Source organism: Rhodococcus sp. JVH1 (genome assembly GCF_000280725.2).
Taxonomy (GTDB): Bacteria; Actinomycetota; Actinomycetes; order Mycobacteriales; family Mycobacteriaceae; genus Rhodococcus_F; species Rhodococcus_F jostii_A.
Window position 1 is genome coordinate 7,221,938 of sequence record NZ_CP166289.1, and the last position, 23,976, is coordinate 7,245,913.

General features: G+C 65.3%; 26 protein-coding genes. 16 read left to right on the forward strand and 10 right to left on the reverse strand.

Annotated elements, in window-relative coordinates:
- The first annotated feature begins 36 nt into the window (after positions 1-36).
- Genes JVH1_RS33860 through JVH1_RS33870 form a run of 3 tightly spaced genes read left to right on the forward strand, consistent with a single transcriptional unit; the run spans position 37 to position 3,206 of the window.
- The gene (locus JVH1_RS33860) at positions 37-1,065 is read left to right on the forward strand and encodes a nitronate monooxygenase family protein (protein WP_009473452.1); all 1,029 of its coding nucleotides are present in this window, start codon (positions 37-39) and stop codon (positions 1,063-1,065) included.
- A 5-nt stretch (positions 1,066-1,070) separates the two neighbouring features.
- Positions 1,071-1,970, forward strand: a complete 900-nt coding sequence (locus JVH1_RS33865) for a LysR substrate-binding domain-containing protein (protein ID WP_009473451.1) — start codon at positions 1,071-1,073, stop codon at positions 1,968-1,970.
- A 45-nt stretch (positions 1,971-2,015) separates the two neighbouring features.
- Positions 2,016-3,206, forward strand: a complete 1,191-nt coding sequence (locus tag JVH1_RS33870) for a YbfB/YjiJ family MFS transporter (RefSeq protein ID WP_009473450.1) — start codon at positions 2,016-2,018, stop codon at positions 3,204-3,206.
- A 53-nt stretch (positions 3,207-3,259) separates the two neighbouring features.
- Here the strand turns inward: JVH1_RS33870 and JVH1_RS33875 are convergent, their stop codons facing one another.
- Positions 3,260-4,912, reverse strand: a complete 1,653-nt coding sequence (locus tag JVH1_RS33875; protein WP_009473449.1) for a CdaR family transcriptional regulator — start codon at positions 4,910-4,912, stop codon at positions 3,260-3,262.
- A gap of 228 nt (positions 4,913-5,140) precedes the next feature.
- Between JVH1_RS33875 and JVH1_RS33880 the strand changes: the two genes are divergently transcribed.
- The 6 genes from JVH1_RS33880 (at position 5,141) to JVH1_RS33905 (ending at position 9,768) form a co-directional block, all read left to right on the forward strand.
- The gene (locus JVH1_RS33880; RefSeq protein ID WP_009473448.1) at positions 5,141-6,334 is read left to right on the forward strand and encodes an alpha-hydroxy acid oxidase; all 1,194 of its coding nucleotides are present in this window, start codon (positions 5,141-5,143) and stop codon (positions 6,332-6,334) included.
- The gene (locus tag JVH1_RS33885; RefSeq protein WP_009473447.1) at positions 6,331-7,254 is read left to right on the forward strand and encodes a transporter substrate-binding domain-containing protein; all 924 of its coding nucleotides are present in this window, start codon (positions 6,331-6,333) and stop codon (positions 7,252-7,254) included. The genes JVH1_RS33880 and JVH1_RS33885 overlap by 4 nt, the downstream gene beginning before the upstream one ends.
- Positions 7,255-7,265: 11 nt before the next feature.
- Entirely contained in the window at positions 7,266-8,201 is a 936-nt protein-coding gene (locus JVH1_RS33890; RefSeq protein ID WP_009473446.1) for an amino acid ABC transporter permease, read from the forward strand.
- The gene (locus JVH1_RS33895) at positions 8,198-8,962 is read left to right on the forward strand and encodes an amino acid ABC transporter ATP-binding protein (RefSeq protein WP_009473445.1); all 765 of its coding nucleotides are present in this window, start codon (positions 8,198-8,200) and stop codon (positions 8,960-8,962) included. The genes JVH1_RS33890 and JVH1_RS33895 overlap by 4 nt, the downstream gene beginning before the upstream one ends.
- 59 nt (positions 8,963-9,021) lie before the next feature.
- Entirely contained in the window at positions 9,022-9,405 is a 384-nt protein-coding gene (locus JVH1_RS33900; RefSeq protein WP_009473444.1) for a RidA family protein, read from the forward strand.
- A 144-nt stretch (positions 9,406-9,549) separates the two neighbouring features.
- The gene (locus JVH1_RS33905) at positions 9,550-9,768 is read left to right on the forward strand and encodes a hypothetical protein (RefSeq protein ID WP_009473443.1); all 219 of its coding nucleotides are present in this window, start codon (positions 9,550-9,552) and stop codon (positions 9,766-9,768) included.
- Between the two features lie 50 nt (positions 9,769-9,818).
- Here the strand turns inward: JVH1_RS33905 and pxpA are convergent, their stop codons facing one another.
- The gene (gene pxpA, locus JVH1_RS33910; RefSeq protein ID WP_009473442.1) at positions 9,819-10,550 is read right to left on the reverse strand and encodes a 5-oxoprolinase subunit PxpA; all 732 of its coding nucleotides are present in this window, start codon (positions 10,548-10,550) and stop codon (positions 9,819-9,821) included.
- Positions 10,550-12,058: an amidase gene (locus tag JVH1_RS33915; RefSeq protein WP_009473441.1), complete on the reverse strand. Its 1,509-nt coding sequence runs from the start codon at positions 12,056-12,058 to the stop codon at positions 10,550-10,552. The genes pxpA and JVH1_RS33915 overlap by 1 nt, the downstream gene beginning before the upstream one ends.
- 164 nt (positions 12,059-12,222) lie before the next feature.
- Here JVH1_RS33915 and JVH1_RS33920 point away from each other — a divergent pair, with 164 nt between their 5' ends.
- Complete coding sequence (locus JVH1_RS33920; protein ID WP_009473440.1) at positions 12,223-12,993, forward strand: FadR/GntR family transcriptional regulator; 771 nt, start codon at positions 12,223-12,225, stop codon at positions 12,991-12,993.
- A 43-nt stretch (positions 12,994-13,036) separates the two neighbouring features.
- Here JVH1_RS33920 and JVH1_RS33925 read toward each other — a convergent pair whose 3' ends face one another.
- Entirely contained in the window at positions 13,037-13,783 is a 747-nt protein-coding gene (locus tag JVH1_RS33925) for an SDR family oxidoreductase (RefSeq protein WP_043777918.1), read from the reverse strand.
- Positions 13,784-13,949: 166 nt separating this feature from the next.
- On the opposite strand from JVH1_RS33925, the gene JVH1_RS33930 reads away from it, so the two are divergent.
- Together JVH1_RS33930 and JVH1_RS33935 are read left to right on the forward strand one after the other, a co-directional pair.
- The gene (locus JVH1_RS33930) at positions 13,950-14,798 is read left to right on the forward strand and encodes an NADPH-dependent oxidoreductase (protein ID WP_009473438.1); all 849 of its coding nucleotides are present in this window, start codon (positions 13,950-13,952) and stop codon (positions 14,796-14,798) included.
- 154 nt (positions 14,799-14,952) lie between these two features.
- A complete protein-coding gene (locus JVH1_RS33935) occupies positions 14,953-15,522 on the forward strand; it encodes an alpha/beta fold hydrolase (RefSeq protein ID WP_009473437.1) in 570 nt (189 codons plus the stop codon).
- Positions 15,523-15,651: 129 nt separating this feature from the next.
- Here JVH1_RS33935 and JVH1_RS33940 read toward each other — a convergent pair whose 3' ends face one another.
- From JVH1_RS33940 to JVH1_RS33950, 3 genes are all read right to left on the reverse strand, one after another.
- Positions 15,652-15,840 carry a hypothetical protein gene (locus JVH1_RS33940; protein ID WP_009473436.1) on the reverse strand — a complete coding sequence of 63 codons (189 nt, stop codon included), beginning with the start codon at positions 15,838-15,840 and terminating at the stop codon, positions 15,652-15,654.
- 264 nt (positions 15,841-16,104) lie between these two features.
- The gene (locus tag JVH1_RS33945) at positions 16,105-16,746 is read right to left on the reverse strand and encodes a TetR/AcrR family transcriptional regulator (RefSeq protein WP_009473435.1); all 642 of its coding nucleotides are present in this window, start codon (positions 16,744-16,746) and stop codon (positions 16,105-16,107) included.
- Between the two features lie 23 nt (positions 16,747-16,769).
- Positions 16,770-18,002 (reverse strand): MFS transporter, encoded by a 1,233-nt coding sequence (locus JVH1_RS33950; RefSeq protein WP_009473434.1) that lies wholly within the window; start codon positions 18,000-18,002, stop codon positions 16,770-16,772.
- 188 nt (positions 18,003-18,190) lie between these two features.
- Between JVH1_RS33950 and JVH1_RS33955 the strand changes: the two genes are divergently transcribed.
- Positions 18,191-18,703, forward strand: a complete 513-nt coding sequence (locus JVH1_RS33955; protein WP_009473433.1) for a DUF4863 family protein — start codon at positions 18,191-18,193, stop codon at positions 18,701-18,703.
- 23 nt (positions 18,704-18,726) lie between these two features.
- Positions 18,727-19,482: a nitroreductase gene (locus tag JVH1_RS33960; RefSeq protein ID WP_009473432.1), complete on the forward strand. Its 756-nt coding sequence runs from the start codon at positions 18,727-18,729 to the stop codon at positions 19,480-19,482.
- A 158-nt stretch (positions 19,483-19,640) separates the two neighbouring features.
- On the opposite strand, the gene JVH1_RS33965 is transcribed toward JVH1_RS33960, so the two are convergent.
- Positions 19,641-20,150, reverse strand: coding sequence for a DoxX family protein (locus JVH1_RS33965; RefSeq protein WP_009473431.1), 510 nt, complete (start codon positions 20,148-20,150; stop codon positions 19,641-19,643).
- Between the two features lie 397 nt (positions 20,151-20,547).
- On the opposite strand from JVH1_RS33965, the gene JVH1_RS33970 reads away from it, so the two are divergent.
- Positions 20,548-21,909, forward strand: a complete 1,362-nt coding sequence (locus JVH1_RS33970; protein ID WP_009473430.1) for an MFS transporter — start codon at positions 20,548-20,550, stop codon at positions 21,907-21,909.
- A gap of 54 nt (positions 21,910-21,963) precedes the next feature.
- Here the strand turns inward: JVH1_RS33970 and JVH1_RS33975 are convergent, their stop codons facing one another.
- Positions 21,964-22,164 carry a hypothetical protein gene (locus JVH1_RS33975; protein ID WP_009473429.1) on the reverse strand — a complete coding sequence of 67 codons (201 nt, stop codon included), beginning with the start codon at positions 22,162-22,164 and terminating at the stop codon, positions 21,964-21,966.
- Positions 22,165-22,209: 45 nt separating this feature from the next.
- Between JVH1_RS33975 and JVH1_RS33980 the strand changes: the two genes are divergently transcribed.
- Positions 22,210-22,764 carry a TIGR03086 family metal-binding protein gene (locus tag JVH1_RS33980; RefSeq protein ID WP_009473428.1) on the forward strand — a complete coding sequence of 185 codons (555 nt, stop codon included), beginning with the start codon at positions 22,210-22,212 and terminating at the stop codon, positions 22,762-22,764.
- A 177-nt stretch (positions 22,765-22,941) separates the two neighbouring features.
- Here JVH1_RS33980 and JVH1_RS33985 read toward each other — a convergent pair whose 3' ends face one another.
- On the reverse strand, positions 22,942-23,586 hold the full coding sequence (locus JVH1_RS33985; RefSeq protein WP_009473427.1) for a dihydrofolate reductase family protein: 645 nt from the start codon (positions 23,584-23,586) through the stop codon (positions 22,942-22,944).
- Positions 23,587-23,976 lie beyond the last annotated feature (390 nt).

Sequence of the window (23,976 nt, forward strand, 5' to 3'; positions counted from 1 at the left end):
GGAAAGACCACGCACACATCGACCGAAAGGATCCTGGTGTTCGATCTCGAGGACGGCCTCCGAATTCCCATCATCGGGGCGCCCATGGCAGGAGGACCGAGCACACCCGAGCTCGTTGCCGCGGTCTCGTCCGCCGGTGGCCTCGGTTTCCTTGCGGCCGGGTACAAGACCGTCGATGCGGTTCGACGTGAGGTCGATTCGGTCCGCGCGCTGACGAGTGCACCGTTCGGACTCAATATTTTCGTGCCCGGCCACCCCCTGGCCGACCGTGCAGCGGTGGAAGCCTACCGGTCGTTGCTGCAGCCGCTCGCCGAACGCAGGCAGGTGTCGCTGCCGGAGGTCGTCGACTTCGACGACGACGCCTTCGACACCAAGGTCGACCTCGCGGTCGAGCGGGCCGTTCCCGTGGTGTCGTTCACCTTCGGGCTTCCGCCGCGGGACGTCGTCGATCGGTTACACGACGCCGGCAGCGCCGTGGTGGCCACGGTGTCCGATGTCGACGAGGCGCGCTCGGCCGCTCGGGTGGGCGTCGACGCGATAGGTCTGCAAGGAGTGGACGCGGGCGGGCACCGAGCGACGCTCGACCCCGACGCCGAGCCGGACCCACGTTCGACGAGGGACTTGGTGGAGGCGGCCCGTTCGGCAATCGACCTTCCCCTCATCGCGGCGGGCGGGATAGCGACCGGATCAGACGTCGCGGCGGCACTCGCGGCCGGTGCCACCGCCGTCCAGATCGGCACCGCTCTCCTCGACGCCGACGAGGCAGGGACCAAACCCGCGCACCGCGCCGCGTTGCACGACGCCCGCTTCACCGACACCGTCGTCACCCGCGCGTTCTCCGGTCGTCCCGCGCGTGGCCTGGTCAACGATTTCATCACCGACTTCGATGCTCACGCGGTGGCGGCATATCCACAGGTACACCTGCTGACCAGTGGGCTGCGAGCCGCAGCAGGCGCCGCCGGCGACCCGCACGGACTCGCCCTCTGGGCCGGTGTCGGCTATCGCAGTGCCCGTTCGGCCCCGGCAGGGGAGATCGTTCGGGACCTGTGGAGTGAAGCACGGTAATTCTCATGGACATCGGCGATCTGAACTTCTTCCTGGCCGTGGCCCGCGCCGGCGGAATTTCCCGGGCATCGAAGGAACTTCTGACGGTTCAGTCGAACATCAGCTCGCGGATCCGCGCGCTCGAAGACGAACTCGGAGTGGAACTGTTCCGCCGCCATGCCCGTGGGGTGACCCTGACGAACCCCGGCGAACGTCTGCTGCCCTATGCCGAACAGATCACTCAGCTCGTGCGGGAAGTCACGCAGGTCGTCAGCGACGATCGAGATCCGGGCGGACGACTGGCGATCGGCTCCATGGAGACCACCGCGGGATTGCGGCTTCCCGGGGTGCTGGCAGCGTTCAGCGAGGAGTGCCCCCGAGTCGACTTCACCTTGGCGACCGACACCACGGACGCGCTGACCACCCAGGTGATCGAGCATCGACTCGACGGCGCTTTCGTCTGTGGACCGGTGCGGCACCCGGACCTGGTCTCCGAGCAGGTCTTCATCGAGCAACTCGTGCTGGTGAGCGGCGTTCGCGTGGCCGATCTGGACTCCATCATGGCCGATGGCCGGCGGCACAAGGTTCTCGTCCTCCGGGCCGGCTGCGCCTACCGGGCCCGCCTCGAGCGGCTCTTCGAGCAGCACGGAGTGCCGGGCCCGGACATCCTCGAGTTCGGAACTCTCGAGGGCATCCTCGGGTGCGCGGCTGCGGGAATGGGCGTGACCCTGCTGCCGCTGGGCGTGGTGACCACGTCGCCGCTGACGGCGGCCTTGAAGGTGCACCACCTCGCGCCGGCCGACTCGCGCGCGGAAACCCTGTTCATCCGCCGCGCGGACTCCACCATGACCCCTGCCATGTCGCGTTTCCTGTTCCACACCCACGAGTCCAGCCGCCCGGCCTCCCTGAAATCCGTGGCTCGCTAGAGCGGCCCGCACGCCTGCCGACCGAATATTTCTGAGAGAGAACGCATGAACGCAGTACACGGTGCCGAGGAGCTCGTCGCATGCCCCACGCCGACGTCGCCGTGGGTGACGGTCGGCCAGGTCGGGGCTGCATTGGCGGCCAGCATGGGCATCGGACGGTTCGTCTACACACCTGTTCTCCCTCTGATGGAGGCCCAGGCAGGATTGACACCGTCGGCGGGCGCCGCTCTGGCGACGGCGAACTATCTCGGCTACCTCGTCGGGGCGCTGGCCGGAATCGTCCTACCCGCCTTGGTGCGTTCGGCGGCAGTCATGCGTGTCTCGCTGCTGATCCTGACCGCCACGCTGGCGCTCATGCCGGTGACATCGAACGAAACCGCCTGGGCCGTACTGCGTTGTGTTGCGGGTGCTACCAGTGCGATGGTCTTCGTCATCGCTGTCAGCGCCATACATTCCACTCTGAGTGGGCACGCGGCACACCTGTCGGGTTGGGCGTTCGGCGGAATCGGAGCAGGTATTGCCCTCTCCGGGCTCGTGGTCCTCGCCTTGCGGTCGATGAGCACGTGGGGATCCGTGTGGTGGGCGGCCGCACTGCTGACCCTGATCTGCACCCTCGCGGCGTGGACTCTCACACCGGAACGCGCTCCGACGGCGCCGGCGGCCGAGCGCAGACGGTCGCGCACGCAGGGGCACCGCCGGTTCAGTGCGCTCTTCATCAGCTACTCCCTCGAGGGCGTCGGATACATCATTGCCGGCACCTTTCTCGTCGCAGCGATCGACCACACCGCAGGCAGCTTCGCCGGCAGTGGCGCCTGGGTGATCGTCGGGCTGGCGGCGCTACCGTCCGCTCCACTCTGGGCGTCGCTCGGCCTACGATGGTCCCGCCCGATCCTGCTGGTGATCGCCCTCGTCGTTCAGGCCGCCGGCATCGCGTTGCCCGCGGTGGCAGACGGCATCTGGCCCGCCCTGGTCTCCGCCTTCCTGTTCGGGGGAACATTCCTCGGCATCAGTCAGATGTCGTTGACGATCGGCGCTCACCTCCAGTTCCCACGCGCGGTCGCGATCCTGACAACCGGATACAGCCTCGGTCAGATCGCGGGCCCGCTCATCGTCACGCCACTGCTTTCCGATGGCTACCACCTGGCATTGCTCGTCGCTTCGGGCATCGTTCTGGCGGCAGCACTCGCCGCCGCGCTACTCACCGCCCGGTTTCGTCAGCGAGCGACGGTCGAATGAGCAGGGCGTCGAAAGCAGGTGTGCGAGGCGGGACCCGACCCGCATGCGTCCACTCACCTCAGGTCTGTCGAAACCAGTCGGAGCCACAGCCATAGCCGCGTGGTCGGATTGTCGAAGTCGATCTGAAACTCTTCGGCGAGACGGGTGATCCGGTACCGAATGGTATTGCCGTGGACATGCATTCGGTCCGCCGCTTTGGACACGTTCGCGTTCGAATCGAAGTACGCACGCAGGGTGATCAGAAAGTCGGTGTGATGGGTGGCGTCGTACGCCCGGATCGCATCGATGACGTCGAACTTGTCGAGATGCTTCTCGGCGATGTACTTACCGATCTCCAGGAGGTTGAGCTCGGTCCAATAGTCTTCGAACACAGCCGCTGCCGGGGCTCGAGGTGTCGGATTCTCTCGCGTGACCGACTGCTGGTGCATCAGATACTGCAATGTGCGCACCGCCTCGGTCCGGGATCGAGGTAACTCGCTGATCTGCGCGGCGATTCCGCCCACTGCCGCGACGACGGGATGCGCGCTGATCGTCGTTGCGTAGGAGCCGATGTCACGAATGACGCGACGGTGGGCTGCACGGGGAGAGTCGCCCGCGCAGGGCAGCAGGGCATATACAACCGAGTCGATCAGGGCGCTGTACGCACTGCGGAACTGGACGTTGCACGTGACGGTCACGAGCTGCAGTAGCCGATGTTGCTCGCGCATGGCGTCGAGGCTGCCGGCGTTCGGGTGGGCGAGGGCGAACGCCGCGATGGCGAATCCGTCGGTGAACTCTAGACCGAGTTGTGCGGCAGCGAACGAGGCCTGGGCCGGATCGTCCATCAACGTGCGCATGAGATCGGCGTTTCGTCGCTCGGTGAAATCGGAAGCGGATCGGGCATGAAGCATGTGCAGTCCGGCCAGTGGAGCCAGCCTGTCGAGCGCATCGAGGGCGGGTTGGCGGCGTTCACTTCCGGGATCGATGATCCAGATCGATCCGAGCAGTTCCCCGCCCGCCCGGACCGCGAGCGCCAGCCGGTCCGCGATCCCGCTGGGCGACTGCACGAACAGTGCGGCAGTGGAGGAGTAGACGACCTTGAAATCGGCGTCGAGGGCTGGAGGTGTCCGCTCCTGCAGGGTCAGCGTCGTCTCGCGCCGAAGGTCATCGATCGGCTGGCCCGGCACCGTCGAGTATCCGAGGATGCGGCCCGAAGGATCGACGATGCTGGCCGCTCCATTGGCTATCGAGGCCACGGCGTTGGCGAAGGCGAACAGATCGCCCAGACGCACGCCCGACACCGAATCGACCGCAGCACCCGCGACCGCTGTGCGCGCCATCGCGATCAGTCGTGTCCAATCCGCGTCGTCGCCGACGACGAGCACGGGAACGTCGTGACGACTGGACGCGGCCCGCAGGTCCTCGATCGGCGTTCCTCGTGCTTTGACGATCACGGCGGCGGCCTCGCCGTCGGCGGCGTGGACGAGCACTCGCTCGAATCCGGCCGACCCGCAGGACACCCCCATCGCAAGGACGACGGTGTTCCTCACGTTCGCCTGGTCGTCGAGTGCGTCGTAGAGCTGCACGTCGGCGACGGGACGGCGAAGGTTCTCTGCCGTCGGATTCGCGTGCAGTAAATCTTCCTGCACCAAGTCTGTCCACGCCGACAGCGCGATCGGCACAGGTGTCGCGTCGCCGTGCCGCGCCAACTCCTCCGATGGGTGCATTTGGAAGATCTTACAAGCATCACTTCACAGATTGGAAACTCCTCCATATCAACCGGGTGAGGTCTGGATCACTATTGGTTCCACCCCGCGCACCGGGTGTCAGCACCACTTCGAGGAGTCCCGATGAAACTCAGAGATATCAGGTCGTTAGTGAATGTCGAGGGCCCCGCTCGGTCCGCGTCGCAACGGCTTGCACGGCGATGCCACAGCATCGAAGACGTACGAAAGATGGCCGCCGCGCGTCTCCCGCTGAGCATCTTCGACTACATCGAGGGCGGCGGCGAAGACGAAGCGTCGGTCCGCCGCAATCGTTCCTCGTTCGACGACTGGTCGTTCGTGCCCCGGTGGGGCGCGGTGGAGAACCTCGACCTGGCGTCGACCCTCCTGGGCAAGCCGGTTGCCATGCCGTTGATGCTCTCGCCCACCGGGGGAACACGCCTCTTTCACCCGGAGGGCGAAATCGGTGCGGCGCGTGCTGCTCTCGCCGCGAATGTCCCATACGGTCTGGCGCACCTGAGTACGACGCCGATGGAATTGGTCAGCGCGCAGACCCCGAGCCTTCGTCGCTGGTTCAACATCGAACCGATGGCGGACAAGGGCATGCTCCAGGCGATGCTCGACCGGACAGCGAACGCGGGATACGAGGCCCTGCTGGTCAACGTCGATTGCCGAGCGATCGGTCATCGCGAACGCGACTACCGCAACGGCTTCACGGCACCCCCGTCCCTGAAACCGCGGACGGTCATCGAAGGGGCACTACATCCCGTGTGGGCGTGGAGATTTCTGCGCAACGACGCGATCGCCTTCCCCAATCTCGACGGGACCATCGCGGCGGGGCCGCTGGCGAGCACGCCGGATATGTGGCGAACTCTGCTGTCGGGTTCCTACGAGCCCACCGACTGGGACACCCTCTGCGACCTGCGCTCCCGATGGAGCGGTCCGATCGTCCTCAAGGGGTGCGTCAGCGCCGACGACGCGGCGATCGCCGCCGACATCGGGATCGACGCCATCCAGGTCAGCAACCACGGTGGACGGCAACTCGATCACATGGCCTCTCCGATGGACGTGCTGCCGGAGATCGTCGAACGCGTGAACGGTCGGGTCGAGATCATCGTCGACGGCGGCATCCGCCGCGGCTCGGACGCGATCAAGGCGCTGGCGCTGGGGGTGAATGCGTGTGCGATCGGCCGCCCGTACCTTTACGGCCTCGCGGCGGCGGGCCAGGAGGGTGTCGCGCACGTGCTGCGGATCTTCGCGGAGGAGATGACCCGGACGATGATGCTGCTGGGGGTCTCGAGCATCAAGGAACTGCAGGACAACGGGCCGTCCCTCGTTCGGAACCGCCATGCCGCGTTCGCCCGCTCGACGCACGCATCCACCGGACCGCACGCGGCCACACCGAAGCAGAAGTCCTCGTCATGACGAGGACTCCCGGAGGCTACTCTCACCGGCTTCTGTGTGCCGGCGCACTCGCCGCCCTCCTCTTCTCCACGATCGGCTGCGGCCGGCTCGAGGAATTTGCGGACCCGCCGGCCTCGGCTCCTGTCGAGGACGGCAGCACGCCGTCACTCGCGGTGAACGAAGCGGCAGTCGCACTGCTGCCCGGCTCGGTGACCGCACGGCACACACTGCGGGTCGCGATCCCGACGAATGAACCTCCCACCCAGTTCTATTCGGAGGGCACCCGCTACATGACGGGCACGAACCCCGACATCGCGAGACTCATCGGAAAGGCCCTGAACCTGGACGTCGACATCAAGGTCGTCAATTTCGACTCGATCATTCCCGGGATCGCAGCCGGACGTTACGACATGACGGTGTCCTCGATGACGCCCACCACCAAGCGGATGGCGGCAATGGATTTCGTCGACTACATGCAGGTGGGAAACGCCATCGTCGTCGCGAAGGGAGGGGAGCCCGTCACGAAGGACACCCTGTGCGGCAAGAGGGTCGGCGTCCTGACGGGCTCGTATCAGCTCACCGTCAACATTCCGGCCTATGAGCAAGACTGCGCGGCCGCCGGTAAGCCGCCGATCCAGACCGGCCAGTTCCAGGACACGCGGCAGGCGATTTCTGCGTTGACCAGTGGCCGGCAGGACGCCGTCCTGGCAGATTCCCCGATCCTCTCGTACGCCACGGCGAACAATCCCGCCCTCGAGTTGTCGGACACATTCGATTACGCCCCCGTCGCCGTCGGCGTGACCAAGGAACCCGCACTCGTCGACGCCGTGTCCGCGGCACTCGACGCCGTCATCGCCAGCGATGCGTACAGGGAAGTCCTCGGAAAATACGGTTCGGAGTCCGCGATGATCACTCGAGCACGCGTCAACGCGGCTCAATAAGGAGACCTACCATGCACCAATTGGCCTCGCGAGACGCCTTTCCTCCACCGTCCGCGGTATCGGCGTCCCCGGACACGTCCATCCCGGTTGTGCCGCTCAAACATCCTGTGCGACAGACGTTCGGACTGGCGCTGCTCATCGTCGCCGTGGCGGTGACGTGGAACGTCGCAACCAACGACCGATTCCATTGGACTGTCGTGTCGTCTTATCTCTTTGCCCCGGAGATACTTCGAGGCGTAGTTCTGACGATCATCCTGACGATAGTCTCGATGACCGCCGGGATTTCGCTCGGAACGCTTCTTGCTGTCATGCGACTGTCGGACAACCCGATCGTCAATTCGATCAGCCGGGGCTACATCTGGTTCTTCCGGGGAACTCCGCTCCTCGTCCAACTGATCTTCTGGTACAACATCGCAGCCCTGTATCCCACCATCTTGATCGGAATCCCGTTCGGGGGACCCGAATTCATGATCGGTTCCGTCAACACGCTGATCACGCCACTCGGGGCCGCCCTCCTCGGGTTGTCGCTGAACGAAGCGGCCTACATGGCAGAGATCATCCGCGGTGGCATCGGATCGGTGGACAACGGCCAGTACGACGCGGCTCAGGCGCTGGGAATGAACAAGACTCAGCTGATGCGCCGGGTCATTCTTCCCCAGGCCATGCGTGTGGTGCTCCCGCCGACGGGGAACCAGGTGATCTCGATGCTGAAAGGGACAACCCTCGTCAGCGTTCTGGCGATCTCCGATCTGCTGTACTCCGCGCAGATCATCTATTCGCTGAATTACCAGACGATTCCGCTACTCATCGTCGCGAGCCTGTGGTATCTCCTGATGACCACCATACTGAGCTTCTTCCAGGACAAGCTCGAAAAACACTACGCGCGTGGTTTCACCGCGTCGATAGCCCCCGCACGCCGTCGATTTGCACTGGGAAGGGCGAAATGAACACCGTCATGGTGAAAGCACAGGGTGTCCGGAAGAGGTTCGGTGCCACCGAGATCCTCAAGGGCATCGACCTCAGTGTCGAACGCGGCTCGGTGACCTGCCTCATCGGACCGTCCGGATCCGGGAAGACAACGTTCCTGCGCTGCATCAATCACCTCGAGAAGGTTGATGCGGGCCGCCTGTACGTGGATCAACAGTTGATCGGCTACTCGGAACGCGATGGCCGGCTTCACGAGATGAAGCCACGGCAGACGGCACGGTCCAGGCTGAATGCCGGGATGGTGTTTCAGCGCTTCAACCTGTTTCCGCACATGACCGTTCTCGAGAACATCGTCGAAGCCCCGATCCACGTTCTCGGCCGACCCCGCGACGAGGTGACAGCGGAGGCGCACGTGCTTCTCGATCGTGTCGGGCTGGGGAACCGAGGTCAGGCATACCCGCGGGAGCTCTCCGGGGGACAGCAACAGCGGATCGCGATTGCTCGCGCACTGGCGATGAAGCCCAAGTTGCTGCTCTTCGACGAGCCGACCTCAGCGCTCGACCCGGAACTCGTCGGTGAGGTGCTGGACGTGATGAAGTCCCTGGCGGAAGCCGGTATGACCATGGTCGTGGTCACCCACGAGTTGGGGTTTGCCCGCGAGGTCAGCGATCAGATCGTCTTCATGGACCAGGGTGTCGTCGTCGAGGCGGGCCCGCCGTCCGAGGTTCTGGGGAACCCGCAACAGGAGAGGACCCGCGCGTTTCTCTCGAAGGTGCTGTGAACACCTCACCCGCCCGCCCGAGATCGAGAACAACGAACATTCAGGACTGAGGAAACCACATGAACAGGCAACAGGTCAGCACAGAACATGCACCCAGCCCTGCAGGGCACTACTCCCAGGCGATCATTGCCGACGGGGTCCTGTACACGGCAGGTCAGACGCCCCACCACCCGGATACGTGGGAACTCGTCGGCACCACCATCGAAGAACAAACGGAACAGGCGATGCGCAATCTGGCAGCCGTACTCGAATCGTGTGGCTCGGACTTCTCACACGTGGTCAAAGCCACCGTCCACCTGCAGAATCCGGCGCGAGACTTCACCGGTTTCAACGAGACCTATCAGAAGTTCGTCTCGCACCCGTACCCGGCGCGGACCACCGTCGGATCGCATCTCGGTGACTTCCTGGTCGAAGTCGACGTCGTCGCCCTGTGCCCACGCTGACTGGGTCGATTGCGCACTCCGACTGACGGAGTCGCTCGATTCGACATCAAGACCGACAGGGGCCCGCACGGCCGAGATCATGTGGCATTCTCACGAGGTGCGACGGTGCAGAGGTGAGAGTGGTATGGCTGGTTCGCCGGCCTGGTGGTCAACACCCGTCCGCAGGCGGCGCGCGCCGAATACGACGCCCTGAGAGCCCTGCTCTTCAATTGCGCTCGCTACGCACCCGATTCGCAGAATCGTGACGGCAGACCGCATTTCCGTGAATACGTCTACGGACGCATCGCCTGGGTCGGGGAATCCAACGCGAGCAGGAAACGGTCGCTGCACGCACTGGCCGCCCGGGTGGACTGGGCGAGGTGAGGCTCGCAAGAAGCCGTTGCCGCCTGCACGGTGCGTTCCGAGGGGAGCGCTCAGGTACTGCCTGCGTGCTGGTCGACCAGCGTGCGAAGTCGCGACGCGACGTCCGGTGCGTTGCGCAGGTCGGAGTGGATACAGAGTGACTCGACGGTGACGTCGATCTCGGTGCCGTGGATCGACATCGTCTTGCCGTCGACGAGTGCCCGGCGTGCTTTGGCCTCGATGTGGACGAGGTCGTGGGGGGCGGCGGTCCGGTTGACGATGATGGTGCCGTCGTCGTTATAGTCGAGATCGACGTAGAATTCGGCGACGAATTCCACGCCGCGGCGGTCGGCCACGCGCTGGTGGGCGGTGTGGGGGAGTCCGAGGATCGGGACGCCGTATTGTTCGGCGACATCGCAGGCGGATTCCATCAACTCTTCGCTGCGCGAGAGCATCCCGTAAAGAGCGCCGTGCGGTTTGATGTGATGAAGCGGGGCGCCCACTGCATCGAGAAATGCAGTCAGGGCACCAACTTGGTAGCGGATCAGATCCCGGATCTCGTTTGCGGTCAACGTCATTTCTCGACGACCGAAACCCACCGGGTCGGGTAGCCCGGGGTGAGCGCCGATAGTGACGTTCGCGTCGAGCGCGGCTCTGACAGTGTGTGCCATGGTGCTCGGGTCTCCGGAGTGCATCCCGCAGGCGACGTTGATGGTGTCGACGTAGTCGAGCAGGGCGGTGTCGTTCCCGAAAGTGTGAATGCCGAACGCTTCGCCCATGTCCGAGTTGAGAGTGATGGACATCAGACGCCCATTGCCGTGGGAGCGTCCAGGGAAGGGGCCCTGCGCGCGTCGCGAACCCGTTCGACCCCGCGGGCGACCTGGAGCAGCGTCGTTTCTTCGAATCGGGTGGACATGATCTCCAGGCCGACCGGGAGTCCGTCTGCGGTGAATCCCGCAGGGACCGAGACTGCGGGGAAGTGCAGTTGGGACGCGATGACGGTGTTGGTCGGATAGGTAAGGCAGGTCCAGCGGCCGCCGAGCACGTCGTCGTGCGTGGGCGCCGGGAGTTTCACGTCGGGAAAGACGATGGCGTCGAGAGCGCGTTCGACGAACAGCGCCGTGACGATTCGCGCAAACTCTTCGCGTGCGAGGACGCGGTCGAGGTAGTCGGGATCGGACTTGGGGTCCGCGGGGCCGTCGGTGATGCCTTCGAAGAGGTCGAGGTGCGGGTCGTACGTGCCGTTTCGGCGAACCTCGTCGACGCCGGCGATCCCGATATCGGGGTTTTCGGCGAAGAATCGGTTCATGTCGTTGCGGGAGCGGGTGAAGTAGAGCGAGGTGAACGAGACGTAGTGGTCGAGCTTCGGGATCTCGATGTCGACCAGTTCGGCGCCGGCGGCGTCCAACTCGACGAGCGCGTTGTCGATGACGTCGTTGACGGCTGCTCCAGCGGAATCGTTCGCGTCGCCGAATGCGCTGCGCAGGACGCCGATCCGCTTGTCGACCACAGTGGCGCCCTTGATGTTCTCGGCGAAGGAACCGGAGTGGCGGTGATGGCGAGCCACCGTGGTGAAATCGTCGGTGGGGTCGTAGCCGACCAGGACGTCGAGAAGTTTGGCGGCGTCTGTCACGGTGCGGGTCATCGGGCCGGCGGTGTCCTGCGGTACCACCAGGGGAGACATGCCGTTGCGGCTGATCATGCCGGGTGTGACGCGGAAGCCGACGAGGTTGCAGAACGAGGCGGGGAGGCGGATCGAGCCGCCGGTGTCCTCTCCGATGCCGACGAGGGCGAGATTTGCCGCGATGGCGGCTCCGGAACCGCTGCTGGATCCGCCCGGATCCCGGGTGAGGTCGTATGGGTTCTTGGTGACCCCGGAGACCGAGGAGGTCGAGAACCATGATGTGGCGAAGTCGGGCATCGTCGTCTTGCCCAGGATGATCGCGCCGGCGGCCTTGAGCTTCTTGATCGCGGTTGCGTCCTCGGTGGGCACGTAGTTCGCGGCGTTCTTGTTGCCGAAGGTGGTGCGCATCCCCGCGGTCGCGGCCTGATCCTTCACCAGGACGGGCACTCCGTGTAGGGGCCCTGCCAGCTCCCCGGTCCGAGCGAAGGAGCGGTCGAGGGCGTCGGCGTCGTCGAGAGCGGTGCCGGACACGGTGATGACCGAGTTCAGCCGCGGCCCGTCCTGGTCGAGAGCCGCGATGCGGTCGAGGTACGCCTGGACGACGTCGCGCGTCGTTGCGGTGCCGTTGCGATAGGCCTGCTGAACGCTGTCGATGGTGGCTTCTTGGATATCCCAGGCGAGGCTCATCTGTGGTCACTTCCGTGGTGCCCGGCGCGCGGGCCGGGGCGGCGGTTGGGTTGGTTGTCGAGGTGTGTGGGCGGGATTTCGGTCAACGTTCAATGTTGGACATTGGATGTTGGGCGTTACTGTAATGCAGAGCACAACATCAGGCAACGGAGAGGTGTCCCGAAATGGATCGAGCGTTCAGGCCGAAGGCGCTGACCCGTAAGGACGCCTCGGGGCAGATCGCCAGGCAGCTCAGATCGGCGATCGCCGACGGCGTCTGGGTCCCTGGGGAGCGGCTGCCCACCGAACTCGATCTCGCGGACACGTTCGACGTGTCACGCAACACCGCCCGCGAGGCCCTCAAATTGCTGACCGCGACGGGGCTGCTCACGTCGGTTCGCGGCGGCGTCGGAGGAGGCACGTATGTGGCGGTCCCGGACTCGGACGACATCGCCGAGTTGCTCGGCGACGCCATCCGCCTCTGGTTCCGTGCCGGCGACGTCACGGTGCACGACGTGGATGAAGCGCGCCGGGTTCTGGAGGAGTTCAGTGTGGCGATGGCGGCGCAGCGCCACACCGACGAAGACCTCGAGGCCATTCGGAGGCCGGTGCTGGCGTCGCGAGACTTCGAGATGGATATCGAGGAGTGGCTCGGCCTGGACCTGGAATTTCACACCGCGATCACGCGGGCCGCGCACAACCCGATCCTGGAGTTGGCGATGACCTCGGTGCACCTGATCCGTCCGGTGACCAACCGTGTCTTCGTCGATCGATTGGATCGACGCCTGGTGATGGAACAGCACGAGGGCATGTATCAGGCGATCGCCACCGGTGACCCGGCAGAGGCCCGCGAGGCATTCGCGACTCACATCGGTTATCTCGATTCGGTACGCAGGGAGGTGCTGCGCGACCTGAACACCGACGACGTGCGGATCTCCGACATCGCGGGTGCGTAAGGGGATCCTGCTTCCAGAACAACGTGACCGAACAGCCGCCCGGTCAGCCGCGGCCGATGTACGGCATCCCGGTGGCCATGATCGTCATCGTCGGCACGGTGACTTCCAAGGGGAGTTCGACCAGTCGGGTCACCGCGTCCGCGACGTACCGCGGGTCGAAGGTGGGTTCCGCTCGCATTGATCCGTCCGGTTGGCGGGCGGATTGGCCGATGCCTTCGGTCATGGCGGTTGCGGCGTTCCCGATGTCGATCTGGGTGCAGCAGATGTCGTGGTCGCGTCCGTCGAGCGCGATCGACTTGGTCAACCCCGACACCCCGTGTTTGGTTGCCGTGTAGGCGACGCTCGCGGGTCGTGGCGTGTGGGCGGACAGTGAACCGTTGTTGATGATGCGTCCGCCGCGCGGTGTCTGGGCTTTCATCATCCGCACGGCCTCCCGGGAGCAGAGGAAGACCCCGGTCAAGTTTGTGGCGACCGTCCGGTCCCAGTCCTCCGGTTCGATCTCGTCCACCGCGCCGGAGGGGCCGAAGGTGCCCGCATTGTTGACGAGAACGTCGAGGCGGCCGAATCGTTCAGCTACGGCGGCGAAGAGGCTGTGCACCGACTGCGGCGACGAGACATCGGCCGGCACCACGACTGCGTGTTTGCGACCGTGCGCTGTCTCGTCCAGCTTTTCCCGCGCCCGTCCTGTCAGCACCACGTGATGCCCGGCGTCGAGCAGTCCGGTCGCCATGGACCGCCCGATTCCCGAGCCGGCACCCGTCACCACGATCACCCGTTCCGTCACGTCCACTCCCTTTCGCGTGCATCACCTAGTCCCGAACAGCTGTCGGAGGCCCCCGAATTGTCGCCGATCGGCGGCGTCGCTGCGGCTGTTCACGCGTTCCGTTCGCGGGTGTCGACGAGAACGCCGGGGGATCTCAGGAATCACGGTGCGCCTAACACTGGAGCTGGGAGCGGTGGTCGGCTTTCCTGTCCGGGTGACCATCGCAGACATCGCACCCCGCACGGCGCTGCAGCAGCGCTACTGGGACCCCGCCCTCACCGAACCCGCGCAGTGGAATCCGGTCCTGGAAGCCCTGCACACGCACCGGTCGGTCCGCCGCTACCTACCCGATCCGCTGACCGACGAGACGCTCGACGTGCTCGTGTCGGCCGGGCAGTCGGCCGCCACGTCGTCGAACCTCCAGGCGTGGAGTGTCGTCGCGGTCCGCGACCCCGACAGCAAGGCTCGTCTGGCCGCACTCGCGGGCAACCAGGCCCACATCATCGAGGCCCCCGTCCTGCTGGTCTGGCTCGCCGACTTCGCCCGTGTCCGCCAGCTCGCCGGCGACCGCGGCGCGCCGATCGAGGGCGCCGACTACCTCGAGAGCAGCTATATCGGGTTCATCGATGCCGCCCTGGCGGCGCAGAACGCCGTGACCGCGGCGGAGTCGCTCGGGCTGGGAACGGTGTTCATCGGGGCGCTGCGCAACAAGCCCGAGGAAGTCGCGGCGGAACTCGGCCTGCCGCCCCACGTGTTCGCGGTGTTCGGGCTCGTCGTCGGGCAGCCCCATCCGGACGCCGACGCCCAGATCAAGCCGCGCCTGCCCCGAGCTGCGGTGTTGCACCACGAGAAGTACGACCTGCCTGCCCAGCGCGACCACGTCGACGCCTACGAGGGGCGAATCGCTGCCTTCTACTCGGCGCAGCAGCTCGAACATTCCTGGATCGAAAGGGTTCTGGACCGACTCGCGTCCGCGACGCGGCTGAACGGGCGGGATCGGCTGAAGGAATCGCTCGTTCGTCTCGGGTTCCCCCTTCGCTAGAGGTGTGACGCGGCCGCCGGTGCACGGTGGCCGTTCGAAGTTCGAAACCCGGTGGGTGGCTCTGCGGGACCACCCAGGTCACCTGCCGCAGCCCTTGACTTCGTGAGCCATTCCACTAGAACTGACTTCATGGAGCGGATCCGTAGAGGACGCCGTGGACAGTGCCCGGTTCGGTGACGTCTCACTGACCTATAAGCTGCGCGAGGGCGGTGAGCGCGTCGTGCTCCTACACGCCGGTGCCTTCGTCTCGTGGTACGACCCACTGGTCGCGCAGCTGATGGAGTATTCGACCCTGCGGGTCATCGCTGCCTACAGATCAGGCGACAAGGCCGCCGCGGTGGACGGGTTCCTGCGCCATGTGTGCGGCGATGGCTACCGTGCCGTGCTGGACCGGGTGATTCCCCACGCCTTCGACGAGGCGCTCGACGAGGCTGACTCGTTCTGCCGAGCTGAGATGCCGGCCGTGCAGCAGTGGAGTTTCGGGGCAGGGGAGGCCGGGCGCATCACGCGGCCGGTGCTCAATGTGCTCGGTGCCGAGAGTTGCGCGCGGTTCGTCGATGGAAGCGAGCTCGTGCAGCGCTGGTTCCCGCGGGCCGAGCGCCTCACCGTGCCGGGGGCCGGGCACCTACTGATGGTGCAAAACCCGACGGCATCGGCGCGGGGCCTGAAGGATTTCTTCTCGCACCATCTGATCGGACACCTCGGTCCGCTCGAGGTCAGTTAGCGGCGACCAGCATCGTAGTTCTGGTGTTCGGGCTTCGGTGACAGTTTCTCGATTGATGGACACAGACCCCGGGGGAGTCCCCGGACCGATACCGGGGACTCCCTCCTGTGCGAGGGTTTCGCGCTGTGGTCAGTTGCCGAACCGGAACCGGAGGCGGATTACGCGTCCGAATGCAGCGAGCACCTTCGCGAAGTCACGGAGGCCGGCGGTGCTGCCGGTGACGATGACGATGACGATGACCGTGACCAAGCAGGCGCTCACGAAGAAGATGAAGCAGGCGGCGATCAGCAGGGCGATCAGGACTTCGGGCTGGACCATGTGGACCCCTTTCTGTTGTGGACACACGACGACAGCGACCGTTCTGGTGCTGCCCGATGAGTGATCTCCAACAGAGGGGCGGGCCCTCTCCCCACCTCGGGTGGGATACCCAAATCATCACCTGGAGCTGGCGGTTTCGTCAATAGCGGATATCGGAAACGGTGGGGTCGGGCGGCGCAAGCGTGCACGGTTCTCGCCGTGGCCACGTGCCTCCATCGGCGCTTCAAGCTCCACTCGACGAGCACCGGAGCCTTCCGCACCCGGCTAGGGCGCGGCTATGCCGGACCAGATGGTCGAAGCGACGCGGTGGGCGAGATCTGCGGTGTCGGTGTCCCCGCGGAGGAAAGCCGCGTAGTAGGCGCCGAAGCACAACGTCGCAACGGTGTGGGTATCGACGTCGGCGCGAACTGCCTTGCGGTCGCGCAGGTTCTCGAGAACACGCTCGACCAGATTCACTCGCGGTTCGACCGCGTGCTCGCGCACTATCTCGAGCAATGCTGGTGTCCGTAGCTTCTCGCCCATGAAATTGCCCATCAGGACCATCGCATCCGGATTGAAATAGCAGGGGTCGACCCTGCGGACAGCTTCGACGAAGGCGTCGAAGGGTGGCAATTTTTCGAGCTCGAGGCCTGGGTACGACGCGCGCTGAGCGCGGAATCCGTAGTCCAGGGCGTCCACCACCAGCTCGAATTTGCCGGGCCATCGACGGTAGATGGTGGGCCGGGTGACTCCTGCGTCGGAGGCGATGTCTCCCATGGACATTTGCGAGTACCCGTCCAGTACCAGGCGTCGTCGTGTGGCTTCGATGATCGCGTCGTCCAGGGCCGGATCACGAGGTCTGCCACCACGCGAACTCGGTGCATCCGTGGTGTCCGATGGTGCCGTCCCAGTCGGCTTCTCAGCCATCGTTCACCCCTTGTCGAGTTTGGTTACGGGCGGTGATTGTAACTTTTTCTGGTATGGGTTGCACGTAGCGGTGAGTCGGCAGTGCTCACGTGCGAGCCAACCATAGGAGGCGCTTCGGCTCGATTGCGCCGGAAGGCGAGTCCGACCAAGGCTGTGGTAGCGAGCGATGCCACCAGGCCCGCATACATTCTCGTGGTGGCGATGAAGCCGAGGCGGTCGATGAGACGTCCCGCAACCAGGGAGGGAACGCAATTGGCGAGGTAGGCGACCGTGTAGACGCTCGACAGGAGTGCGGCCCTCTCATGGGGTTGCACCAGGGGCATCACCGCGCGGATCGCGCTCTGAAAACCTGCTCCGAAGCCCACTCCTGCGATGGCCGTCCCGGTCAGAATCGCTGTTGCGGAAGAGTGTTCGGAGCCGTACAGAGTTGTCGCGACTCCGGCAACGAGGGTTCCCGCGCCCACGAGCAGGATCGTCCGTGGTCCGACGGCGCTCAGCACGAAGATGGACACCGCCCCGGTTCCGGTCAGTGTCGCCACCATCGCGGCGCCGACCAGCGACGTGTGTACGTGCAATGCGTTGCGGGCGAGCGACGGGCCGAGGGAAAGGTAGAAGCCGGCGAGGGCCCACACCGCGACAACGTACGGAACGGTGAGAAGGAACGCCCCGAGTGCGGGCCTCGGAACTGTCACCCGCGGTCGAATGGATACGGGACGGTCGCGTCGGCGCGGCACGGTTTCCGGGATCATCAGTGCCGCTGCGATTTCCACCACGAACACGACGAGAAGAACCAGAAAGACGGTACTGGTGGGTCGGGGGAAGTGCTCGCTCACGATACTCGAGAAGAGTGCTCCCAGTGCAAGTCCGATCGGGTGGGCGCTGCTGTTGATCCGGGCGCCGTGGCCTGGGGAGGCTTCGAAATCGACGAGCGCAGAACCCAGCGCGCTGATTGCTGCGCCGGTGGCGAATCCCTGCACCACGCGCGCGACGAGGAGCAACTCCAGGCCGGTGGCCCCGGCGAAGGTCGCCATGGACACTGCCTCCAGCGGGAGCGCGGCGACGATGACGGGGCGCCGGCCGATCTGATCGGACAGCGAACCGACGGTTAGCGGGGCGAGCAGCAGACTGACGGCGTACACGCCGAAAGTGAGTGTCGACTGCGACGTGGAGAGCGCCCATCTCTCCTGGTAGACCGCGTGGGGCGGCGTCGGCACCGCGGAGGCTCCGACGAGTGTGGCAGTGATCGCAGCGACCATGGTGAAGGCCGCGGCGTGAGGCCGTCGGCGGCGGACTTCTCGGGAAGGGGTTCTCCACGAGGGCGAGGAAGGCATTCGATTACTCCTGGAAATTAGCAATTACGTTACAGATGTTGACTGTAACTTAATTCCGTCCTACTGTGCGGGTAGCCGCAAGAGTGGTGTGAGTCTCATTCGTAGGAGTCAAGATGAAGCCCAGCCAAGCCCTGATCGAGCGCAGTATTCCGTTCCTCGAAGAGGTGAAGAACCGCACTGCCGGCGGCGAACTGGAAGACTGGCTCAACAGCACGTACGGCCCCGGAACCGCTCTGTACGACGACCTTGCCCGCATGATCACGAACGGCGTCGAAGACGGGTGGGCCGCGAACGTCGAAGTCGACGGGCCGCGCTATCGGCGGAGTCGCATTGCCGAACCGAGCGACGTCCTCAATTACTTCAGCGTTACTGCGGTCTACATGAACAGCGTGCCCCGCTACCGCGGCCAGTACCACCAGCATCCCTACGGTGAACTGAACCTCGTCGTACCGCTCGATCCGGGCGCCGAGCTGGCGGGTCCGCGCGGCTGGCAGGGCGCAGGGTGGACTGCGCCGGGACCTGGCAGTCATCACTACCCGGAGGTCAGGGGGGGAGCGCTGATCGCGCTGTTCTATCTCCCCGCGGGACGCATCTCGTACGACATCACCCCGGCCGCGGTCGGCTGACGTTGGAAGAGGTCCGGTGTTTCATGAACCACACAATCACCCCCGCGCCCGCGGCGCTCCCGGAGTCGAACAACGAAGGGCGACAACTGACGGTCGAGCAGGCTCTGCTGAGCAGGCGGAGCGTTCGAGCGTTCTCGACGACGCCGGTTCCGCGCTCGGTCGTCGAACGGCTCCTGGAATTGGCGGCGCGCTCGGCAAGCAATTCCAACTCCCAGCCATGGCAGGTTCACGTGGTGACGGGATCGGTCAAGACCCGACTCACGGCGGCCCTGTTGGCCGCCCATGACGCGGACGGTCGAGTGCGGACGCGGGAGTACGACTACCAGCCGAAGCCCGATGAGTGGCCGGAGCCTTTCCACACGCGGCGCCGACAGTTCGGTGAAGGCCTCTACGGCGGCGCGCTCGGCATCGCGCCGACGGATGCGGAGGCACGACTGGCGCACCATCGTCGAAACTACGACTTCTTCGGCGCGCCTGTAGGTCTCATCGTGACCGTGAGTCGGCACCCGTTGGCCGGTGCTCTCGTCGACGCCGGTCTCTTTCTTCAGGCGTTGATTCTCGCCGCGCGCGGCATCGGACTGGACACCTGCCCACAGGCGTCCTTCATCGACTTCTATCCGGTGTTGCGGCAGCAGCTCGACATTCCGGAGGATCACATCGTCGTCTGCGGCCTCGCGCTGGGCTACGCGGACCGCGAACACAAACTGAACGGTCACAGCACCAGCCGGGAGCCGGTGACGTCCTTCACCAGGTTCTACGGCGACGACAGCGCGCAATAGCACGGCAGCTCTCTACCCGCTCGCCCATCTCGGGCGAGCGGGTAGCCCGCGTATCCGGGGAGAGTTCTCCGCCTCGTTTCGGCGGCGCCGGGCGAGTGAACTCGGGAAAGGCCAGGACCCGCAACACTTTCGCGTGCGGGCCCCGGATCGATGCCGAACTACGCGGCTTCGGCCTTCGCCGGCCGGTAGAACGCGACCAGTTGACCGATCCCGCCCACGGCGCCAACGGCTACCGCAACGACGAGTCCGGTCCATCCGTCGAACGGAGTGCTGCCGAAGATCCAATGGTCGACGCTGAACTCACCGGCGCCCAGAACGGCGATGCACACGGCGGTCACCGCGAGGACGAATGTGTATTCCCAGCCTGAGCTCATGATGTAGAAGCCGTTGGGGCGGTGCACTGTCCAGGCGGCGACGAGCATGAGTGCCACGAAGGCTGCGGCGGCGAGCGAGGTGAACAGGCCGAGGGCCAGAGCGGCCCCGGCCAGGATCTCGGTTCCTGCCGCCACGTGGACGTGGAAGGCGCCGGGCCGCATCCCCAGCCGCTCGAACCATATGGCGTTTCCGGACAGCCGGCCACCGAGGAAAATCTTGTGATAGCCGTGAGCGGCCATGATGCCGCCGAGGCTGACTCGCAGCACCAGTACCGCGAAATCGAATGAACTCATCGACGATCCCTCCCGCCGACGACGTCCGTCGTCGAACCTGTGCTCGCACTCCGCACTGGCTTCATCGGCGCGGGATGACCTGTTTTTCGCACTGTCGATCCGACCAGTGCCGCTTGCACATTCACGTGCTCTCCTTATGGTTGACCAGCCAGTAGGTCCTGACCGGGGAATTTGGCGATTGCTGTGCACTCCTTGGTGGAGAAGTACTGGAACAGCCTGGATGGGCCTTCTCAGGGGTTGGAGCGTAGCGCCAAAGTTAGGTTACAGCTATTGACTGTAACGCAATCCACCTCCTAGGGTCTTCGTCATCGGGCAACGAGGCGGTCCCGTTCTCGGACACCACGGGGACGCGATGCCTACCCCGAACCGGACTCGCCCCAACGCGAAAGAAGTCGTAATGGACTCGGAACTCTCCCGCTCCCCAGTGCGCCCTGCCCACGGGATTCTCGTCAGTGATGTCATCGACAGACGGCCCGTCGGCCGCTTCCACTACCTCCTGCTTGCGCTTGCCGGCGCCGTCATGTTCCTCGACGGCTTCGACACCCAGGCGATCAGCTTCGTCGCGCCGGCGATAGCCCGGGAATGGAAACTACCCGTCTCCTCGCTCGGCCCGATCTTCTCCGCGGCGATCGTCGGTTTGATGTTCGGATACCTGCTCTTGTCGCCCGTGGCGAATCGGTATGGACACCGGCGCACGGTCATCGCATGCACGGCACTGTTCGGCATCCTCACCCTGCTCTGCGCTCTCACGACCGGCCCGATTCAGCTCACCACCCTGCGTTTCCTGACCGGCGCCGGACTGGGCGCAGCCATCCCCAGCCTTGTCGCTCTGACCAGCGAATTCGCCCCCGCCCGGCGACGGTCATCCTTCGTGATGTTCATCTACTGCTGGTTCGCACTCGGCTTCGTGGCCGCGGGAATCGTCTCCGGCGTGGTCATCCCACACTGGGGCTGGCGCGCGATGTTCGTCATCGGAGGCATCGTGCCGTTGGTGCTACTCGTTCCTCTGCTGCGTTACTTCCCCGATTCACCCCGCTACCTACTGATGCGCGGCGCTCCCACCCGTGCACATGCCACCCTGCGCCGCATCGACCCCGGCCTGCCCGCCGATACGGTCATTCGGACCGACTACTCGAGTGCCGAGGAACCCGGCCGTGGGAAGGTTCCGATGGTCGTCGATCTGGTACGCGGCAGGTGGTTCCTGAGCACCCTCCTGCTGTGGACTGCATTCGCGGCAAATCTGGCGGCCTTCTACGCAATTCAAAGCTGGTTTCCGACGATCGTCGGCTCGCTGGGAGCGCCGTCACGCGTCGTTATCGCCTCGACCGTCTTGACCACGATCGGCGGGATTCTGGCAGCAATCATCATCGGTCCCGCGATGGACAAGACCAACCCGTTCCGCACTCTCGGCATCGTCTATCTCGGCGGTGCGGCCTTCGTCGCGGCACTGGGGTGGGTCATCGGTGGCGGCAGCACCTGGGCACTTCTCGGAACCGCCTTCCTGACGGGCACGTGTGTGACCGGCGGGCAGATGAGCGTCATCGCCCTGGCAACTGTGCTGTATCCACCCGGCATGCGGTCCACCGGAGTCGGCTGGGCCCTCGGGATCGGGCGCCTCGGTGGAATCGCCGGCCCGTTGATCGTCGGGTCTGCCCTCGGCGCCGGCTTCCTCCCACGCGACGTCTTCTTCGCGCTGGCGGCGGTTCTGGTCGTCGCCAGTATCAGCGTCCTGATGCTCGAACGTCGCTCTCGCGCCTGACGACGTGCCCGAGCGGGAGCCAGAGAATCTCGATCGACAGCGGGCGCTTGCCGTTCAGTATGTCGTGGGGGCCGTGACCGGGGAACGTTCGGCGATCTGCGCCCACGACATGCCCGCCGCGAGCGGCAGCGTGGCTGTCAGAGTCCACCGGACCGTCTCGATCGCCGATCCGATCCCCGACGGGTGACCGGCTCGGCGTGCCGCACTGGTTCCACGGAATCGCCGTACGCCGTTCCCGCGGAGGACATCCGCCACGACGCACCTGTCCGGAACCAGTCCACGACCGCTACCGTGCGAAAAATGGAACTCATTCTCGCTGCCTCGGCCGAATTCGAGCGCGTGGTGCGCCAACTGCCGGTGGACTCATGGGACCTGCCCACACCGTCACAGATTTCGGTGCGCGACCTGGTCGAGCACGTCGTGGTGGGGAACCGCTTCACTTCGCTCCTGCTTGCCGGCGTCGGTCGTGAACAGGCCCGGAACATGCTCACGGATGACCAGCTCGGAGACGACCCGGTCGCCGCGGTGGCCGAATCGTCACGACAGCAGGCCGAGGCCTTCGCCGCCGCACCACCGGAACAGCCAGTTCCGGGCCCGAACGGCGACGTCCCCGCCGAGGCGTTCCTGCGCTTCCGGCTCGTCGACCTCGTGGTCCACGCGTGGGACCTCCTCCGCGCGGCGGGCCTCGATGAAACTCTTGATCCGCCTGTGGTCGCCGGCCTGTCGCGCGTGGTCGAACCACATCTGGACGACATGCTCGCCTTCGGTGCGTACGGCGAGGGCCCGAGCGACACATTGCCTCCCGACGCTTCGCAGCAGACCCGACTCCTCGATTGGTTCGGACGACGGCCCTAGCCCAACGCCAAGCGATCGAGGACCTCCCGCCGAGGATCCGCGTGCGGAACCGCCTGTCCCTCGGCGCGCTGTCGGCCACTCCAACGCGTCCCCGCCCTAGGTCCGACAATGCTCGACGACGACAAGGCCTTCTTCCCCGTCAATCAGGGCGCCGTCACCCCACCGAGGGGTCCGGATTCAGTCGTGGCCGTTCTTGTTCCAGAGCTGATGGGTGAGACCGCTGGGTGAGGTGACGGTCTCGACTGTGAAGCAGTCTTCGATGCCCTCCAAGCCCTCCCAGAGGGATACGCCGCGCCCGAGGGTGATGGGCACGATCACCAGGTGCATGAAGTCGATCAGGTCGGCTTGCAGAAACTGCCGCACGATCGAGGGTCCTCCGCCGATACGGACGTCCTGACCGTTCGCTGCTTCCTGGGCCATGCGCAGCACCTCATCGGGTGGCGCGTCCACGAAATGGAAGCTGGTTCCGTTGGGGAAGTCGATGCTCGGGTGTGGGTAGTGGCTCATGACGAACACCGGTGTCTGAAATGGCGGTTCGTCGCCCCACCAGCCCCGCCACCCGTCGTCGGGCCAATCGCCGCTGTGGGGTCCGAACTTGCGGCGCCCCATGATCTCCGCGCCGATGCCCTGGCTCCACAGGCTGGTCACGGCGCGGTCCAGGGTGATCGGGGCGTCTACCCGGTCGACCCCGTGGATGACGCGTCCGTCGAACCAGTCGAATAGCCGTTGCGCACCGCCGATCGGGGCGTCGAAAGTCACGTGCTCGCCGGCGGCGTAGCCGTCGAGGGAGATGTTCATGTTGTGGATGCGGGTGCGGGGCATGGGCGCCTCCTCCAATGATCGGATGGACCGGGATACAAATAGACAGACCGGAAGAGATGGCTGGACTCATCGCGAACGTCGAAATCGTGTCCCGTCGGCCGATCCGCTTCCGAATGGTGCAGTGCCGCCAAAGGCGGTCAGCCCAGTCTGGCATTTCTTTGCACTCAGGGCTGACACCACTACGCAACGAACAGTCGAAGCCCAGTGACGACATCGACAGCAGGGACGCGGTTCCCTCTGAGGAGCCGGACGAAGGCCGAAAATGACCAGAGCCGTGATCCGAATACCTACCGAGGTGCACTGGCGAGTCGCGCGCCCGACGCCACCACGGTCGCCCGGCCGAAGGGGCGGATCGGGGCGATCGCCGTGCTTCGCGCAGTAGACTGACGG

Bases quoted from the DNA above. Each gene is read 5' to 3' on its own strand.
- JVH1_RS33940 (WP_009473436.1), bottom strand. From the start codon at position 15,840: ATGGTCCAGCCCGAAGTCCTGATCGCCCTGCTGATCGCCGCCTGCTTC.
- JVH1_RS33865 (WP_009473451.1), top strand. From the start codon at position 1,071: ATGGACATCGGCGATCTGAACTTCTTCCTGGCCGTGGCCCGCGCCGGC.
- JVH1_RS33945 (WP_009473435.1), bottom strand. From the start codon at position 16,746: ATGGCTGAGAAGCCGACTGGGACGGCACCATCGGACACCACGGATGCA.
- JVH1_RS33890 (WP_009473446.1), top strand. From the start codon at position 7,266: ATGCACCAATTGGCCTCGCGAGACGCCTTTCCTCCACCGTCCGCGGTA.
- JVH1_RS33960 (WP_009473432.1), top strand. From the start codon at position 18,727: ATGAACCACACAATCACCCCCGCGCCCGCGGCGCTCCCGGAGTCGAAC.
- JVH1_RS33900 (WP_009473444.1), top strand. From the start codon at position 9,022: ATGAACAGGCAACAGGTCAGCACAGAACATGCACCCAGCCCTGCAGGG.
- JVH1_RS33950 (WP_009473434.1), bottom strand. From the start codon at position 18,002: ATGGTCGCTGCGATCACTGCCACACTCGTCGGAGCCTCCGCGGTGCCG.
- pxpA (WP_009473442.1), bottom strand. From the start codon at position 10,550: ATGTCCATCACTCTCAACTCGGACATGGGCGAAGCGTTCGGCATTCAC.
- JVH1_RS33955 (WP_009473433.1), top strand. From the start codon at position 18,191: ATGAAGCCCAGCCAAGCCCTGATCGAGCGCAGTATTCCGTTCCTCGAA.
- JVH1_RS33965 (WP_009473431.1), bottom strand. From the start codon at position 20,150: ATGAGTTCATTCGATTTCGCGGTACTGGTGCTGCGAGTCAGCCTCGGC.
- JVH1_RS33880 (WP_009473448.1), top strand. From the start codon at position 5,141: ATGGCCGCCGCGCGTCTCCCGCTGAGCATCTTCGACTACATCGAGGGC.
- JVH1_RS33920 (WP_009473440.1), top strand. From the start codon at position 12,223: ATGGATCGAGCGTTCAGGCCGAAGGCGCTGACCCGTAAGGACGCCTCG.
- JVH1_RS33895 (WP_009473445.1), top strand. From the start codon at position 8,198: ATGAACACCGTCATGGTGAAAGCACAGGGTGTCCGGAAGAGGTTCGGT.
- JVH1_RS33985 (WP_009473427.1), bottom strand. From the start codon at position 23,586: ATGCCCCGCACCCGCATCCACAACATGAACATCTCCCTCGACGGCTAC.
- JVH1_RS33870 (WP_009473450.1), top strand. From the start codon at position 2,016: ATGAACGCAGTACACGGTGCCGAGGAGCTCGTCGCATGCCCCACGCCG.
- JVH1_RS33980 (WP_009473428.1), top strand. From the start codon at position 22,210: ATGGAACTCATTCTCGCTGCCTCGGCCGAATTCGAGCGCGTGGTGCGC.
- JVH1_RS33885 (WP_009473447.1), top strand. From the start codon at position 6,331: ATGACGAGGACTCCCGGAGGCTACTCTCACCGGCTTCTGTGTGCCGGC.
- JVH1_RS33915 (WP_009473441.1), bottom strand. From the start codon at position 12,058: ATGAGCCTCGCCTGGGATATCCAAGAAGCCACCATCGACAGCGTTCAG.
- JVH1_RS33875 (WP_009473449.1), bottom strand. From the start codon at position 4,912: ATGCACCCATCGGAGGAGTTGGCGCGGCACGGCGACGCGACACCTGTG.
- JVH1_RS33970 (WP_009473430.1), top strand. From the start codon at position 20,548: ATGGACTCGGAACTCTCCCGCTCCCCAGTGCGCCCTGCCCACGGGATT.